This window comes from Ancylobacter gelatini (assembly GCF_022601675.1).
GTDB classification, from domain to species: domain Bacteria; phylum Pseudomonadota; class Alphaproteobacteria; order Rhizobiales; family Xanthobacteraceae; genus Ancylobacter; species Ancylobacter gelatini.
This window is the reverse complement of the sequence record NZ_JAKVIL010000008.1, coordinates 23,470-40,271: the sequence shown is the minus strand read 5'-3', so window position 1 is coordinate 40,271 and position 16,802 is coordinate 23,470. Positions and strand designations below refer to the sequence as shown.

13 protein-coding genes are annotated in these 16,802 nt (G+C 65.4%); 6 read left to right on the top strand and 7 right to left on the bottom strand.

What is annotated here, in order from left to right; translation table 11 throughout:
• The first annotated feature begins 117 nt into the window (after positions 1-117).
• The 3 genes from mltG to gmk all read left to right on the top strand — a co-directional run bounded on the left by mltG (position 118) and on the right by gmk (position 2,978).
• Entirely contained in the window at positions 118-1,326 is a 1,209-nt protein-coding gene (gene mltG / locus MKI84_RS14535) for an endolytic transglycosylase MltG (RefSeq protein WP_241620627.1), read from the top strand.
• A gap of 105 nt (positions 1,327-1,431) precedes the next feature.
• Complete coding sequence (locus MKI84_RS14530) at positions 1,432-2,319, top strand: YicC/YloC family endoribonuclease (RefSeq protein ID WP_241620625.1); 888 nt, start codon at positions 1,432-1,434, stop codon at positions 2,317-2,319.
• Positions 2,320-2,324: 5 nt separating this feature from the next.
• On the top strand, positions 2,325-2,978 hold the full coding sequence (gene gmk, locus MKI84_RS14525; protein WP_241620623.1) for a guanylate kinase: 654 nt from the start codon (positions 2,325-2,327) through the stop codon (positions 2,976-2,978).
• 108 nt (positions 2,979-3,086) lie between these two features.
• On the opposite strand, the gene rsmA is transcribed toward gmk, so the two are convergent.
• The 6 genes from rsmA to lptF all read right to left on the bottom strand — a co-directional run bounded on the left by rsmA (position 3,087) and on the right by lptF (position 10,837).
• Positions 3,087-3,941 (bottom strand): 16S rRNA (adenine(1518)-N(6)/adenine(1519)-N(6))-dimethyltransferase RsmA, encoded by an 855-nt coding sequence (rsmA, locus tag MKI84_RS14520; protein WP_241620621.1) that lies wholly within the window; start codon positions 3,939-3,941, stop codon positions 3,087-3,089.
• On the bottom strand, positions 3,941-4,966 hold the full coding sequence (gene pdxA, locus MKI84_RS14515; RefSeq protein ID WP_425353848.1) for a 4-hydroxythreonine-4-phosphate dehydrogenase PdxA: 1,026 nt from the start codon (positions 4,964-4,966) through the stop codon (positions 3,941-3,943). The genes rsmA and pdxA overlap by 1 nt, the downstream gene beginning before the upstream one ends.
• 10 nt (positions 4,967-4,976) lie before the next feature.
• Positions 4,977-5,873, bottom strand: coding sequence for a SurA N-terminal domain-containing protein (locus MKI84_RS14510; RefSeq protein ID WP_241620619.1), 897 nt, complete (start codon positions 5,871-5,873; stop codon positions 4,977-4,979).
• 215 nt (positions 5,874-6,088) lie between these two features.
• Positions 6,089-8,392, bottom strand: a complete 2,304-nt coding sequence (locus MKI84_RS14505; RefSeq protein ID WP_241620617.1) for an LPS-assembly protein LptD — start codon at positions 8,390-8,392, stop codon at positions 6,089-6,091.
• A 161-nt stretch (positions 8,393-8,553) separates the two neighbouring features.
• On the bottom strand, positions 8,554-9,639 hold the full coding sequence (gene lptG / locus MKI84_RS14500) for an LPS export ABC transporter permease LptG (RefSeq protein ID WP_241620615.1): 1,086 nt from the start codon (positions 9,637-9,639) through the stop codon (positions 8,554-8,556).
• A gap of 40 nt (positions 9,640-9,679) precedes the next feature.
• The gene (gene lptF, locus MKI84_RS14495; protein WP_241620613.1) at positions 9,680-10,837 is read right to left on the bottom strand and encodes an LPS export ABC transporter permease LptF; all 1,158 of its coding nucleotides are present in this window, start codon (positions 10,835-10,837) and stop codon (positions 9,680-9,682) included.
• A gap of 208 nt (positions 10,838-11,045) precedes the next feature.
• Here lptF and MKI84_RS14490 point away from each other — a divergent pair, with 208 nt between their 5' ends.
• The 3 genes from MKI84_RS14490 (at position 11,046) to MKI84_RS14480 (ending at position 14,620) form a co-directional block, all read left to right on the top strand.
• Positions 11,046-12,551: a leucyl aminopeptidase gene (locus MKI84_RS14490; RefSeq protein ID WP_241620610.1), complete on the top strand. Its 1,506-nt coding sequence runs from the start codon at positions 11,046-11,048 to the stop codon at positions 12,549-12,551.
• Between the two features lie 58 nt (positions 12,552-12,609).
• Positions 12,610-13,056 carry a DNA polymerase III subunit chi gene (locus tag MKI84_RS14485; protein ID WP_241620608.1) on the top strand — a complete coding sequence of 149 codons (447 nt, stop codon included), beginning with the start codon at positions 12,610-12,612 and terminating at the stop codon, positions 13,054-13,056.
• 322 nt (positions 13,057-13,378) lie between these two features.
• A complete protein-coding gene (locus tag MKI84_RS14480) occupies positions 13,379-14,620 on the top strand; it encodes a porin (protein ID WP_241620607.1) in 1,242 nt (413 codons plus the stop codon).
• 296 nt (positions 14,621-14,916) lie between these two features.
• On the opposite strand, the gene MKI84_RS14475 is transcribed toward MKI84_RS14480, so the two are convergent.
• A complete protein-coding gene (locus MKI84_RS14475; RefSeq protein WP_241620605.1) occupies positions 14,917-16,782 on the bottom strand; it encodes an ATP-binding cassette domain-containing protein in 1,866 nt (621 codons plus the stop codon).
• Positions 16,783-16,802: the final 20 nt, after the last annotated feature.

Genomic DNA, 16,802 nt, shown 5'->3' with positions numbered 1-16,802 from the left:
CGGCCCTGCGGACGCCGGCAGCCCCGTCGCCGGATGGGGTTTCTGGATGCAACACAATGAGGCCGGTATCCGCCGATGTGTCACGCATCGACGGGCGGGCCTCCGGCGAGGCACCCGATGACCGACCAGACCCCTCCGGCCACGGAAACTCCCGTTCCGGCTACCCCTGCCGAACCTGCCGCCGCCGCGCCGCCCCCGCCTGCGGCCGCTCATGCCGCGCCTCCTCCTCCTCCGCCGCCGCCCAAAAAGCCGGTTCGCAAGTCCTCGCGCTGGGCCAACAACGCCTTCGTGGTAGGGTTGAGCTGGGTGTTCACCCTCGTGACCGTGGCGATCATCGTCGGCGGGGGCGCATTATGGTTCGGCAAGGCCGAATATGATGCCCCCGGCCCGCTGGCGCAGGACACCGCCGTGGTGATTCCCGGCGAGTACGGACTGATGGATATCGCCGACCTGCTGGTGAAGAAGGGCGTGATCGGCGAGAAATGGGTGTTCGTCGGCGCCGCGCTCGGCACCCGCGCCTCGGGGAAGCTGAAGGCTGGCGAATATGAGTTCCCGCAGGCGTCGAGCCAGCGCCAGGTGCTCGCCAAGATCGTCTCGGGGGACGTGATCGAGTACAGGGTCACCATCCCCGAGGGGCTGACCAGCGACCAGATCGTCGAGCGCCTCGCCGAAGTCGCGGAACTCTCCGGCGCGGTGCGCCAGGTGCCCCGCGAGGGCAGCCTGATGCCGGACACCTACAAGATCACCCGCGGGACCTCGCGCGAGGACATGCTGCGGCGCATGGCGCGCACCCAGCAGGCCACGCTTCAGGAAATCTGGGCCAAGCGCGATCCGGACCTGCCGCTGAAGACCCCGGACGAACTCGTCATCCTCGCCTCGATCGTGGAGAAGGAGACCGGGCAGGCGAGCGAGCGGCCGGAAGTGGCGGCGGTGTTCGTCAACCGTCTCAACAAGAAGATGCGCCTGCAGTCCGACCCGACCATCATCTATGGTCTGGTACGCGGCAAGGGCCGGCTCGACCGGCCGATCACCCGCACGGACATCACCACGCCGACGCCGTTCAACACCTATACCATTCCCGGCCTGCCGCCCGGACCGATCGGCAATCCCGGCCGCGCCTCTCTGGAGGCCGTCGCCAACCCGGCCAAGTCCAAGTCGCTGTATTTCGTCGCCGACGGCACCGGCGGGCACGCCTTCGCCGAAACACTGGATCAGCACAACCGCAATGTTGCGCGCTGGCGCCAGGTCGAACGCGAGCAGAAGATCGACCCGACCCGGGCGCCCGCTGGTGTCTCCGGCACGACCGGCGCCACGGCGATCGATTGATGCGGCCCGTGCTCCCTATCGCGGCTTGAGGCCGGCGCGCGCGGTGTCTATGGTCCGCGCCGTCGGCGGCGATGTGTGATCGGGGCCGCGTGGGGGATTGAATAGATGGCACTTGCCAGCATGACGGGCTTTGCCCGGGCCCAGGGCGTAAGCGGCGCCTGGAGCTGGGCTTGGGAGCTCAAATCGGTCAACGGCAAGGGCCTCGACGTCCGACTGCGGCTTCCCATCGGGTGGGACGGGCTGGAAGCCGGGCTGAAGCAGTCGGCCTCCCGCCTGCTGGCGCGCGGCAACGTCAATGCCAGCCTCACCATGACCCGTACGGATGCTGGCGTCAGCGTCCGCGTCAACGAAGACATGCTGCGCGCCATTGCGACCTCTCTCCGTAGGGTCGCCGCCGAGCTGGAGGCACCGCCGGTGCGGCTGGAGGGGCTTCTCAATCTCAAGGGTGTGCTCGAAATCGCGGAGGCCGAGGAAACGACGGCTGAGCGCCGCACCGCCGAGCAGGCGGTGGCCGCGGGCTTTGAGCAGGCGCTGGCCGAGCTGGTCACGATGCGCGCCAGCGAGGGCGCGGCGCTGGCCGGCGTTCTCGGCGACCGGCTCGATGCCATCGCAGCTTTGACGGCCGCGGCAGAAGCCAATCCCGCCCGCCGGCCGGAGGCGATCCGCGCCAAGCTCGCCGAGCAGATCCGCGTGCTGACCGAGACCAGCACGAATTTCGACCCGGACCGCCTGCACCAGGAAGCCCTGATGATGGCGACCAAGGTCGATGTGCGCGAAGAACTCGACCGGCTGGTCGCCCATGTCGCCGCGGCCCGCGTCATGCTGGCGGAAGGTGGCCCGGTGGGGCGGCGGCTGGATTTCCTCGCGCAGGAATTCAACCGAGAGACCAATACGCTGTGCTCCAAGGCCAATGATGTCTCGCTGACCGCCATCGGGCTGGAGCTTAAAGGCGTGGTCGAACAGTTCCGCGAACAGGTTCAGAATATCGAGTAGGGCGCATGAAACACTCCAATGTCGACCGTCGCGGGCTGATGCTGATCCTTTCCTCACCCTCTGGCGCGGGGAAATCGACTCTGGCGCGCCTGCTGCTGGAGCAGAACCCGGACATCTATCTGTCGGTTTCCGTCACGACGCGTGGCCGCCGCCCGAGCGAGGTGGAAGGCGTGCACTACCACTTCCTCACCCGCGAGCGCTTTGAGCGCATGCGCGATGCCGGCGACCTGCTGGAGCACGCCGAAGTGCACGGCAATTTCTATGGGACACCGCGCGATCCTGTGGAGGCGGCGCTGGCGAGCGGGCGCGATGTGCTGTTCGACATCGACTACCAAGGCGCCGAGCAGCTCTACGCCAAGATGCGCGAGGACATTGTCGGCGTGTTCATCCTGCCTCCGTCGGCCGCTGAGCTGAAGATGCGGCTGGAGCGCCGCGCGGAGGACGCCTCGGGCGTGATCGAGAAGCGGCTGAAGAACGCCCGCACCGAGATCGCGCACTGGGAGGACTATAATTACGTCCTGGTCAACGAAGACCTGAACAGCACGTTCGCCAATCTGCGCAACATCCTGCTGTCGGAACGGCTGCGGCGTGAGCGGCAGATCGGCCTGCAGCCGATCATCGCCCGGCTCGACGAGGAACTGAGCGCGCTTACAGTGTAAGTCGGGATCCTCGTCACACCGCCGGGCCTGACGCGGTTATCGTGGCCGGTGCCGGCGTAAATGATCCTCTGGATCGCGCTTGGGGATGACGTCCGGGAGGCGGATCGCTCACCCGCCCCGCGCGGCGATCCATGCATTGGCCAGCGCGACGAAACCTTCCACCGGCACGCGTTCGGCGCGCTCGGTCGGCTCGATGCCGGCGGCTTCCAGCAGCGGCAGCGGATCGGTACCCAGGCTCTTCAGGCTCTGGCGCAGCATCTTGCGGCGCTGGCCGAACGCCGCCTCCGTCACCCGCTCCAACGCGGCGAGCGGGCAGGGCAGGGGCGTCGCGCGCGGGACGATATGCACGACCGAGGACGTCACCTTTGGCGGCGGCACGAAAGCGGATGGCGCGACGTCGAAGGCGATATGCGCCGTGGCGCGCCAGCCGGTGAGCACGGCGAGGCGACCGTAATGATCCTCGCCGGGCGCGGCGACGATGCGCTCGGCGACCTCGCGCTGGAACATCAGCGTCAGGCTCTTGTACCAGGGCGGCCAAGGGTCGTTGGAGAGCCAGCCGACCAGCAGCGGCGTCGCGATGTTGTAGGGCAGGTTGGCGATGATCGCGGCCGGCGTGCCGTCTGGCACCAGCGTGGCGAAGTCCGTCTCCAGCGCATCGCCCTCGACGATGTCGAGCGTGCCGGGATAATGCGCGGCCACCTGTTCCAGCGCCGCGATGCAGCGCCGGTCGCGCTCGATGGCGATCAGCTTGTGCGGCCCGAGCGCGAGGATCGCGCGCGTGAGCCCGCCCGGCCCGGGGCCGACTTCCACCACCGTCACCCCGTCCAGCCGCCCGGCGGTGCGCGCGATGCGCGAGGTAAGGTTGAGGTCCAGCAGGAAATTCTGGCCGAGCGATTTCAGCGCGGAAAGCCCGTGCTCGCGAATGACCTCGCGCAGCGGAGGCAGGTCGTCGATCGCGCCCATCAGGCGGCTTTGTCGTGGCCGGCGCGGTCGCGATCCGACAGCCGCCGGGCAAGGCGCAGCGCCTCGATCAGGCTGGCAGGATCGGCGCGGCCGGTGCCGGCGATATCGAAGGCGGTGCCGTGATCCGGCGAGGTGCGCACGAAGGGCAGCCCCAGCGTCACATTCACCGCCCGGTCGAAGGCGAGCGTCTTCACCGGGGCGAGGACCTGATCGTGATAGGCGCCGATAACCACGTCGTAATTCGGCCGCGCCGCCGCGTGGAACAGCGTGTCCGCCGGGAACGGGCCGCGCGCGTCGATGCCCTCGCGGCGCAGCGCCTCCACAGCGGGCCGGGTAATCTCCTCGTCCTCCCGACCGATCGTACCCTGTTCGCCGGCATGCGGGTTCAGCCCGCAAAAAGCCAGGCGCGGGCGTGCAAGGCCGAAACGATGGACAAGATCGTGGGCGGCGATGCGGCCGGTTTCGACCAGCAACTCCTGCGTCAACGCGCGGGAAATATCGGCAACGGGAATATGGATCGTCGCCGGAATTACCGCGAGCTCCGGCGACCAGATCATCATGACCGGACGCGGCGCCGGATCGCCGGCCAGATGCGCCAGATATTCGGTGTGCCCGGGGAAATTGAAGCCGGTGGAATAGAGCACCGCCTTGGAAATCGGATTGGTGACCACGGCGGCGGCCTCCCCCGACTGGGTGAGGCGCACCGCAGCATCGATCGCCGCACGCGCGGCCGGTCCGCTGGTGGCGTCCGGCGCGCCCGGAGCTGCGGTGGCGCGTGGCCCGGCCGCCACCACGGGGAGGGCGGTCGCAAAGGTTTCGGCGGCCTGTGCCGGGACGGTGCCGCGAATGTCGACCGACAGGCCCAGAAGCCGCGCGCGCTCACGCAGGCAGTGCTCGTCGCCGGTAACGAAGAAGGCCGGCAGTTCGGCTTCCACGCGGCGGGCCCATGCCATGAGCGCGATGTCGGGACCGATGCCGGCCGGCTCGCCGAGCGAAAGCGCGAGGACAGGCGCACGCGAGGAGATCATGGGGTTCTCAGCGATGCTGGATCATGGCGGCCTTGCGGGCCTCGTCGAGCAGGCGACGCGACAGGCTCTCGAACTGTTTGCTCTGCAGTTCGTTGCGCACCTCGCGCTTCTTGGCGCTCTCGCCGACAATCTCCCGCTTGGCGCAGATCGCGACCAGTTCGACGCCGACCTGGGTGATTTCCGGCGGGGTGGTCTGGCCGATCGGTGTATCGTCCATCAGCTTGCGGAGCGGCGCGGACATTTCCGCCGAAGTGCGCAGCACCGGTTCGCGCACCACCGTTTCCCGGAGCTGGCGCGCGGCAGCGATGCCGCTCTCGCAATCGGTGAATGCCTTGCGGAGGTTATTGGCCTCCGCCATGCGCTGGCCGCGCGTGGAATCGGAATCCGTGCGCGAAATCACGAGGACAATCTGCCGAATGGTGTATTCGGTGGTGCGTTGCGCCTTCACCGTGTCTTCGCCCTTGTCTTCCAGCGCCTGGAAGATGTCGGAATCGCGCACCGTCGTTGCTGACGAGAAACGCCCGCGCACGTAATTGTTCCAGACGAAATCGGCGCGCATCTTGTTCTTGAGGATGCGCGCGTCGATACCGTTCTGCCCCAAGGCCTGGGTGAGTTGTTCGGGCGTGCGGCCGGAGCGGCTCGCCATGTTGGTGAACAGCTTGTCCACTTCCTCGGTGTCTGCGGTGATACCGTAGCGCTGCGCGGTGAAGATCTTGAGCCGCTCGTCGATCAGTTCGTCGAGCGCCTGCTTCTGGCTGAGCGTGCGCCGCTCGGTGAGCTGGGCGAGCTTGATGCGCTGGGCGACGTCGAAACTGGTGATCGGGTCGCCCTGCACCATGACCAGAATCTGCTGTGCCGCCGCCGGGACCGGATAGCTCGCGGCGAGCGTCGCGGTGCCAGCCATCAAGAGGGCAAGAGCCAGCGAGCGCCCCAGACCCCCCGCATAATTCCGGCGGTGGTGAAAGCGGGATGTGCTCCTGCTGTGCATTCGTGCCTCTGCTCCCCTTGTCGCCGCCGCCTCCGGCGGCTGCGTTTGTGCTGTCTCAACCGTCGGGCCGTTCTGCTTGGCGCTTGTGGCGTCAATGCGACCAAACATGCGCCGGCGCGCCGGGGGTGCCGTCAGTCCTCGCCGGAGCCGACCTCGGTCGAGAAGCCGGCACCACCGAGCGTGCGCAGGTTGAACGTCAATAGAACCGTATCAACTCGTTCGCGATTGCCGCTCTCGGTGTAGTCGGACTTGTAGCTGAGTGTCAGGCCGAAGCACTCGTCGGCATAGGAAATGCCGAACAGCGTGTAGTCGACTTCATCCTCGTGCAGATTGTAGCGCGCCGCGGCCTGGACGCTCCAGTTCTGGTTGATCGTATAGGCGGCGCGGCCGAGGATGCCCTCGCGGTTCTCGTAATAGCCGAGTTCCGGCTGCGCGGCGTAGAGCCCGTAGATCGCGCTGAGCGACAGCGCCGAAACCTGGGTTCGCGCCTCCAGCTCGTAGCGCTCGACCGTCCAGTCGTCATTGTCGAAGCGGAAGCGGTTGATCACCGCGAAGTTGGAAGTCGGCGCGAACATCGCCCGGGCGACATAGTCGGAGGCGTCGTCCTGAAGGCCGGATTCGGCACCTGTATTGGCCATGTCGACGTAATCATACGAGTTCTTGCCGAACAGATGGTACGACTGACCGAACAGCGCGTTGACAATGCCACCACTGTTCAGGTTGGCCGTGTACTGGATGCCGACATTGGCGCGGCCGCCGCCTTCCACACGGTCGTAACCCGAATATTTGCTGATCTCGAACAGGTTGGTGTCGTCAAAGATCAGGCTCTGCGCGTCTTCGTTCGGGAACTTGCCGATATCGGTCTCGTTCGGACGGGCGATGATCTGCGCGATCGGCTCGATGGTCTGCGTGCCCCAGGAGTGCACGGCGATGAACGGGTAACGATATTCAAGGCCGACCGCCGGCATGGCCCGGATCAGCTGCGCATCGCCGCTGGGCAGCCACGGATAATCCTGAGATTCCGGCTGCACCGACGCGACGTCGACGCGCAGATTGACGAAGGGGGTCCACACCTGACCGACATTGTCGATCAGGCTGCGGCGCCAGGTCGCCTCGCCCGACAGGCGGGTGTAGGAGCCGGCCATGCCGCGCATCAGGCAGTCCTGACGCTGCTGTGCCGCCGAATCCGCACTGATCGCCGCCAGATCGCACTGGTTCATCGGGCCTTCGGTGATCACGGCCGGAACATATTCCTGCGACGTGGCGCGAAGGTCCGCCTGATCACGTGTCAGGCTGGTCAGGTTGAAGGCGTAATTGAACTCGCCGCCGAAAATCGAGTCGCCGAGGGTTTTGCTGTAGTCGAGCACCGGGTGGATGACCGGGAGCTGCTCCTGGTCGTCATAGGACGTCAGGCCGGTGAAGTACTGGGCGCGCAGGTCGAAGTAACTGCGGTCGCCCTGTCCGACGAGGTAGATCTGCGAGGTGACTTCCTTGACCGTGTCGTTGATCAGGTCGTAGTCGTCGAGGAAGGTCTCGTCCGACGTCAGCCAGCCGTCCCAGCCCCAGTACCAGTGCTCGTTGATATTGAACTGGCCGTGGGTCTCGATCATGCCGCGCTGGTCGCGATAGCCCGGCTGGCCCTCGAACGCGTCCTTGTCGAGCTGGTCGATACCCGCGGCGCGGATGCGCCAGGTGCCGGTCTCCAGACGCTGACGGAATTCGGCGTCGAGCATGACGCCCTGCTTGGAGACGAACAGCGGCGAGAACGTCACGTCCATATTGGGCGCGATGTTCCAGAAATAGGGGATCGTGGCGCCGTAGCCGATTTCCGAATTGTTGATGAACTTCGGGGCCAGGAAGCCGGACTTGCGCTTCACGGTCGGATCGGGCGCGGACATGTAGGGCGCCCAGGCGATCGGCACGCCAAGGAATTCGAGGCGCGCGTCCTCGAAATAGATCATCTGCTCTTTTTCTTTATGGATGATCTTGGCGGCCTTGACCTGCCAGAGCGGCGGCTTTTCCGGGTTTGTCTTACAGGGTTCGCAAGGCGTGTAGGCGCCGCTGGTCAGAACCGTGGTGTCACCATTCGAGCGGTCGGCCCGGGCGGCGGCGAAATGCATGTTGTCGACGGTGTCGATGCGCAGCGAATTGACGAAGCCGTCGGTGAACTGCTGCGACAGATCGAGGCTCTCGGCCGAGATGACCTGCCCGTCCTTGTCCTTCAGCCGGACGCCGCCCTCGGCCTTCAGCCGGTTGTTGTTGCGATCATAAACGACGCGGCTCGCCTCAAGGACGGACCCGTCATAGTAGATCTGGACATTGCCGTCGGCGATGACCTCGTTGCGCGTGTAGTCATAGACCAGCTCATCGGCGGTCACGAGCATCTTGGCGTTTGGGTCGACCTGACGATCGCCCAGAAGCTCACGCGCAATCACCGGCGCGCCACCCTCTTGGGCAGACACCTCCTGCGCTGGAACCAGAACGCCCAGCGTGCCCGAAAACACCGTTAAGAACAGCCAACAAGCGAGCTGATTCCGCCGGCGCGAACGCTGGTGAACCTTTGAGCCCGCCTGGCCGGCGTATACGCTGCCGACCTTCATCCGTCCTCCCGGTGAAGCAGGATGAGAACACCCATCAATGCCCCAACGACTGCTGGAAACCACGCTGCGATAATGGGATTCACGATCCCGGCCTCACCGAGGTCTTCGGCGAGCTTGGTCGACACATAAAGCAGAAACCCGGCGGCCACGCCACCCAGAATCGTCTGGCCGATACCGCCGAAGCGAAACACGCGCAGGCTCACCGACGCCGCGATGAGCACCATCGCCAGCAGCAGCATGGGGCGGGCCAACAGGCTCTGGTACTGCAGCCGGTAGCGTTCCGCGCCGAAACCGACGCGTTCGGCGGCATCCACAGCCTGTGGAAGATCCCAGAAGGAGACGGACTCGCTCTGCAGCGTGTCCTGGACCTGGTGGGGGGTGAGATTCGTGGCGACCATGTACGTATGGTAGCTCATCAACCCTATTCCAGGAGTTAAGACGCGCGCGTCGCTTAGCCGCCATGAACCGGATTCGAGCGTCGCGCTACGCGACTCGATGCGCTCCAGCAGCTTTCCATCGTGCCCGAACACGAAAACGTTGACGCCGGAAAGCTCTCGCCCACCGTCGCTCTTGGCGGCCGCCTCGATGATCGCCTCGCCGTCGACGCTCTGCTGGCGAATCCAGAACCCGCTTCCCGTTGAGGAAAACAGGCCGCTCTGGCGGTTGAAAATCTCTGCCTCGATCCGATTCGCGCGTTCCTTGAAGTCCGCCGAGATCGGATTGTAGACCGTGGTGGACAGCACGCCGAGCAGCACCGCCAGAAAGCAGGCTGGCGAAATGAACTGCCATGCGGAAATGCCCGCCGCACGTGCCACCACCAGTTCAAGACGCCGTGACAGGGTCAGAAACGTGCCGATGGAGCCGAACAGCACGGCGAAGGGGAGCAATTGCTCCGTGAAGAACGGGGCGCGGTAGACGATCACCAGCATCAGGGTGAGCGTGTCGATATCGCGCTCGCCCACGCGCCGCGACATCTCCAGGAAGTCGACCAGCATGATCAGGAAGGCGCAGCCGAGGAAAATCCCCAGCACGGAGTTGAGGAAGCGGCGGCCGAAATAGATGGCGAGCGTGCGTCCGATCACAGCCGGACCTCGCTTGCGCGGTGCTGCTGGTCACGCCCGCTCAATTGACCGTCTCGCGAACGACGCGCTGCGCCAGGTTGTCGATGTAGCGACGCATCGCCCGCGGCATGCGCGGCTTGAATCGCCCGGTGAGCGACAGGATGCTGCCGATGATCACCAGTATGGGCACCAGATAGACCAGTGGCACCAGATCGGCATTGTTGCGCACCTGGTTGATGAGGCCGAAGCTCATGACCTGCAGCATGATCACCCACGGCGCCGTGGCGGCCAGCGCGAGGCCGCGGCCCTCGCGTGTGGTGCGCGGCTCCGCCAGCGCGGCAACCGCTATGCCGAAGAAGGCCAGCACATAGAGCGGCAGCGAGAGCCGTCGATGGATCTCTTCGGTGAACCGGCCCGGGTCCTTCTGATAGGCCGGATCGTCCGGCGAGCGCGCCAGCAATTCGCGGAACGAGCGTTCCGGGGCGCGGTACACCGCCATGTCGCTGCTCGACGTGAAGGGCGACAGGTCGAAGGCATAACGCTCGAACTCGACGATGTTGGTGTCGGGCTTGCCGGGCGTGCGGCGGTGGATCGCGCCCTCTTCCAGAATGAGGAAGGTGCCGGTCTCCGTGTCGACGACCTGCCCGCGATCGGCGAGATAGGTGTTCACCTGATCGGGCTCGCGCGCATCATTGATGAAGATGCCGCCGAGAACGCCGTTGGAGTTGCGCTCGCGCACGTTGAACACCATGCCGGGCGCCAGCATCGTGAAGCGCCCGGGCTGGGCGATGAAAGCCACCAGATCCGCGCGCACGCGCGTGATCTCATATCTGAACTGCCGCATCGCGGCCGGCACCATCTCCATCGACAGGGCGGTGCAGCCGGCAGCGACGAGCACGGCGAGGATGATCAGCGGCCGCAGGAAGCGCCAGGTCGAGATGCCGGCGGCACTCGCCACCACGATTTCCGAATCGCTGTTCATGCGGAACAGCGTGTGCGCCACGGCCATGAACAGGGCGGCGGGCGCCAGCGCCAGCACCAGAGCGGGCAAAGCCAGGCTGGTGATGAAGACGAAGGCGAGGATGGTCTGGCCCTGCGTGGTCATGATGTCGAGCTGGCGCAGCGCCTGAGTCACCCAGATCATGCCGGCAAGCACGCCGAGCACACCGACGAAGGCGAAAGCCGCCGAACGAAACACATAGCGGTCGAGCCGGGTCATCAGGCGGTCTTCCTCAACAAGCGTCGCAGAGCGACCGCCCCTCGGCCCTCGATCATCATCTTCGATGCAGATGAATAAGCGGGCCGGGCGCCGCGTGCAAATCATACCCGGCTCAAATGCTGCGGCGCAGCGGTATGCGGCACTCGTCGCGCGCCATGGCATCGGTTAAGAAGGCAGGGAAAACCGACGCCAACCAAGGTGCGAGAGCATGCCCGAGAATGTGAAGATCAGTTTCGCCAAATTGCCGGCGGCCCCTGAAGGCGTGGTGGTCCTGCTGGCCGTCGAGGTGGCGGGCGGCGTTCCCGCGCTGGCGCCGTCCGGCGATGCGGTGCTCGCGCCCGCGGGCGATCTGTTCGTCAGGGCTGCGGGGGCCGACCGCTTCGAGGGCAAGAGCGGCAGCGCGCTCGACCTCATCTCCCCGCCCGGCATCGGCGCCTCGCGCGTCCTCGTCGTCGGTGCCGGAAAGGCCGCCGAGATGAAGGCGCTGGATTGGCTGAAGCTCGGTGGCGCCATCATGGGCCGACTGCCGTCATCGGCGAAGGAGGTGAGCCTCGTTCTCGACCTTCCCGGCCTCGACGTGCCGCCCGAGGCTGCCGCCGAGATTGCGCTGGGCCTGCGCCTGCGCGCCTATGCTTTCGATCGCTACAAGACAAAGAAGAAGCCCGAGGAGGCGACAGCCAAACTCAAAGCCACGCTTTATGTTGCGGATGATGCGGCGGCGAAGCGCGCGTGGAAGAAGCGCGAAGGGGCGGGCGAGGGCATCGTGATCGCCCGCGATCTGGTCAATGAGCCGGCCAACGTGCTGACCCCGACCGAATTTGCCAAGCGCGCGGGCGACCTCGCCAAGGTGGGCGTCGATGTCGAGGTGCTCGGAGAGAAGGACCTCAAGAAGCTCGGCATGGGTGCGCTGCTCGGCGTCGGCCAGGGGTCGGCCGAGGAGAGCCGGGTCGTGGTTATGCGCTGGAACGGCGGCAAGGAGGGCGTTGCCCCGGTCGCCTTCGTCGGCAAGGGCGTGGTGTTCGATACCGGCGGCATTTCCATCAAGGGGGCGGCCGGCATGGAGGACATGAAGGGCGACATGGCGGGCGCGGCCTGCGTGGTCGGCCTGATGCATGCGCTGGCCAGCCGCAAGGCCAAGGTCAACGCGGTCGGCCTGATCGGCCTCGTGGAGAACATGCCCGATGGCAAGGCTCAGCGCCCGGGCGATATCGTGACCTCCATGTCCGGCCAGACCATCGAGATCATCAACACCGACGCCGAGGGCCGCCTCGTGCTCGGTGACGTGCTCTGGTACGCCAAGGAGCGGTTCAAGCCGCAATTCATGGTCGACCTCGCGACGCTCACCGGCGCGATCATGGTCGCGCTCGGCACCGAGCATGCCGGCCTGTTCTCCAATGACGACACGCTGGCCGGCCGGCTGTTCGCCGCGGGACAGAACACCGGCGAGAAGGTGTGGCGCCTGCCGCTCTCTTCCGACTACGACAAGCTGATCGATTCGCGCTTCGCCGACATGAAGAACACCGGCGGCCGATTCGGCGGCTCGATCACCGCCGCGCAGTTCCTGCAGCGATTCGTCGGTGACGTGCCGTGGGCGCATCTCGACATCGCGGGCACCGCCATGTCCTCGCCCGCCAATGAGTTCAACAAGAGCTGGGGCGCCGGCTGGGGCGTTCGCCTGCTCGACGATCTGGTGGCGCGGGACTACGAAGCCTGAGAAACGAAGCGCGAAGGCCGGAACCGGGTTCCGGCCTTCTTCCTTTATGGGGGCCGCCATGTCCGAGGTGTTCTTCTATCATCTGCAGGGCCGTCCCCTGGAGGCGGCGCTGCCCCAGCTTCTGGAGAAATGCCTGGAGCGCGGCTGGCGCTGCGTGGTGCAGGCCTCCTCGCAGGAGCGGGTCGAGGCGCTCGATCAGGCGCTCTGGACCTATGACGAGGCCTCGTTCCTCCCGCACGGCACTGATCGCCAGCCGGAATCGGCCCGTCAGCCGATTCTCCTGACCACCAGCGAATCGAATCCCAATGGTGCCGTGGTGCGCTTCCTCCTCGACGAGGCCGCGATTCCCGACGCGAGCGCCTACACGCGCGTGATTCATATGTTTCAAGGCGAGGAACCCGCCCAGATCGACCATGCGCGGGCGCAATGGCGTGCCGCGAAGGCGGCTGGCCACGAGGTCGCCTATTGGCAGCAAACGGCCGAGGGCCGCTGGCAGCGGCGCTGAGCCCACAGGCCGGAGAAAGGGGCGGCAATGCGGCTCGCCCCGCCATATTTGCCGGATGACCGAGTCGCGCGCGACGGCATTAATCTTTGATTTACCTAGTGTTTTTTCCAATATTACCGTCGATGCCCGCGAAGTGCTCCGGCTTTCGAAATTGTGTCTGGATGGCAACACTTCGCCGCGTAATGCCTTGGAGAGGCCTCAAACGGCCACTTTGCCTTTGCGCATCGGAACCGTTTCCAACAATATCATCAACGGATGCCGCGGTTGCGGTGGGTCCTGACAACCGAAAACCCAACATTGATCCAATTTGGGGGAGAATGAAGTGAAGACGGTCATTAAGAATGTGCTGCTCGGTTCTGTTGCCGGGCTTGCTATGGTCGGGACTGCTGCGGCGGCCGATCTGCCTGTGAAGGCGAAGGCTGCGGAATACGTGAAGATCTGCTCCACCTACGGCGCGGGCTTCTACTACATCCCCGGCTCGGATACCTGCCTCAAGGTCGGTGGCTTCGTGCAGACCGACTACAACTACCAGGATTACTCGGGCACGGATGAGTCGTTCTACGACGACACCTACTTCCTCGCTCGTGGCGCGATCCGCCTCGACGCTCGTACGCAGACCGAATACGGCACCCTGCGTTCGTACATCGAATATCGCATGACCTACGGCGATGACTACTCGGGCAACTTCGGCGAGAGCACCACTCCCGCGCTCGATAAGGGTTACATCCAGTTCGCTGGTTTCACCTTCGGTAAGGTCCAGTCGTTCTTCGACTACTACGCCGACAACAACATCTGGGGTATCGACTCGGTCGAAATCACCTCGGACGAGAACGCGATCGTCGCGGCTTACACCGCTGACTTCGGCAATGGCTTCACGGCCACCTTCTCGATCGAAGACGACACCCAGCGTTCGAACGGCACCGACTTCGGCGGCCTCTACACCGAGACCGACATTCCGGCCTTCATCGCCAACATCAACTACGAAGGCGAGTGGGGCGGTTTCCAGGTGTCGGGCATGGTCAAGGCGCTTGACAGCGACCTGACCGGCTTCGAAGTCAAGGACAACGTGGGTTGGGCCGTCCTCGGCGGCGTGAAGTTCAACCTGCCGTCCTTCGGCGATGGCGACACGCTGTACATCGAAGGCACCTACGGCAAGGGCGCTGCCGAGTACACCGGTATCCTCGGTGGTTACTCGACCCTCGGCGACTACTCGCTGGTCGACCTGTACCTCAACCCGCTCACCGGCGAGTTTGAGGCTTCGGAAGCCTGGACGATCGCGGGTGAATTCACCCACTACTTCTCGTCCAACTTCTACGGCGTCGTGTTCGGTAACTACGGCGAAGCCGAAGTTCCGGTCAGCTACGCTGGTCTGGCGACCCCGAGCTACAACCTCTTCACCGTCGGCGCCAGCCTGAACTGGAGCCCGGTCAAGAACCTGCTGTTCGTCGCTCAGTACACCTACGGCGAGACCCAGTACGACAGCCCGGTTATCGACGAGCTCGGCAACGCCACCAGCTCGACCGACAACAACCAGGTCATCCTGTCGGTTCGTCGCTCCTTCTGATCTCTTCCAAGAGATTGGTTCTACGGAAAGCCCCGGCCTTGTGCCGGGGCTTTTTGCTTTTGCGGCGCCTCTTCACCTGAAGCCCTGCTCCGTCTGACCCCTGCGGTCGTTGAACAGCATGATCCGGTTCACGGCGTTTCGAGGCCGGTGGGTGCGGGCCCGCATGAGCGAAGGGAATGAGGAGATGGAAGGGCCGGGGGCGCGACGGTTTTCATGTCACGCCATCAATGGCAGGGACGTGCCTCTGCCGCCCGACACGCGGCCTCCTGCGCGATGGCCTATCCAGAATGCGGGGCCTAGGCGCTGGCGGCGTCGAGTTCCGACGAAAGCTGCAGCCAGCTTTCTTCCGTGGCTTCAAGAGCGGCGGCGGCCTCGCTGCGCTCGCGCGCCAGGCGCTGTGCGCTGGCAGGGTCGCGCAGATAAATCGACTGGTCGGCGAGCTTGGCGTCCAGAGTTTCAAGAAGCTTTTCGAGGCGATTGATCGCGGCCTCGGCATCCTTGATCTTCTTGCGCAGCGGCGCGGTTTCCGCCCGCTTCTCGGCGGCGCTGCGCCGCTCGCCCGCACGGGACGATGTTTCGCCGCGCTGCGAGGAGGCCGAACGCCCGACCACCAGCGTGCGATATTCGTCGAGATCGCCCTCATAGGGGCGCACCGTCCCGTTCGCCACCAGCCACAAGCGTTCGGCGCAGGCATCGAGCAGTGCGCGGTCATGGCTGACCAGGATCACCGCGCCGGGAAAATCATTGATCGCTTCGACCAGCGCCTGCCGCGAGGCGATGTCGAGATGATTGGTCGGCTCATCGAGAATGAGCAGGTGCGGCCCGTTGAACGCGGCGAGGCCGAGTAGCAGCCGGGCCTTTTCGCCACCCGAAAGCGCGGCAATCCTGGTATTGGCGGTGCCGCCGGAAAAGCCCATTTCGGCCGCTCGCGAGCGTACCTTGGCCTCCGGCGCCTCCGGCATCAGCCGGCGTACATGGTCGTACACCGTCTCCTCAGCCACCAGTTCGTCGAGTTGATGCTGGGCGAGATAGGCAATTTCCAATCCCGCCGCCTTCACCATGTCGCCACCCAGCGCCGGCAACCGGCCGGATATCATCTTGGCGAAGGTCGATTTGCCGTTGCCATTCGGCCCGAGCAGCGCGATGCGGTCGTCGTGGTCGATGCGCAATGTCAGGTTGCGCAGCACCGGCTTGCCGGGATCGTAGCCGGCGGACACGCGATCCAGCGTCAGAATCGGCGGGGAGGGGATGCGCGTCGGGTGGCGGATCGAAATCGCCGCGGCACTCTCCCCAACCTCCTCGCTGATCGGTGCCATGCGCGCCAGCGCCTTCAGCCGCGACTGCGCCTGCCGGGCCTTGGACGCCTTGGCACGAAACCGTTCGACGAACGATTCCATATGTTTGCGCCGCGCGTCCTGCTTGGCGCGCATCTTGGCATCGAGCACCTGCTTCTCGGCGCGCTGGCGCTCGAAGGAATCATAACCGCCCCGCCACAATGACAACTTGGCCCGGTCGAGATGCAGAATGTAGGAGACCGATTCGTTCAACAGTTCACGGTCATGGCTGACGATCAGCACGGTGCGCGGATAGCGCGCGAGATAATCCTGCAACCAAAGCGTGCCTTCGAGGTCGAGATAATTGGTCGGCTCGTCGAGCAGCAGCAGGTCGGGTTCGGCGAACAAGATCGCCGCCAGCGCAACGCGCATGCGCCAGCCCCCGGAAAATTCCGAGCAGGGCCTTTGCTGTGCGGCGTCGTCGAAGCCGAGCCCGGCGAGGATGCGCGCCGCCCGCGCGGGCGCGGCATGTGCGTCTATGTCGACGAGGCGGAGTTCGATCTCGGCGATGCGTGCCGGATCCTGGGTGATGTCGCGCTCGGTGAGCAATGCCGCGCGCTCCGTGTCGGCGGCGAGCACCACGTCGATCAGCCGCTCGGGGCCGGCGGGCGCTTCCTGCGCCACCTGTCCGATGCGCGCACCGCTGGGAATGCGGATATCGCCGCTCTCCAGCGCCAGATCCCCGGTGATGGCGCGAAACAGCGTGGTCTTGCCGGTGCCGTTGCGCCCGACCAGGCCGACCCGCGCGCCCTCGGGGATCGCCACCGTGGCGTGGTCGATCAGCAGGCGCCCGGCAACGCGCAGCGATATGTCGTGGAGAGTGATCACGCCCGCCTTTTGCACGGTCG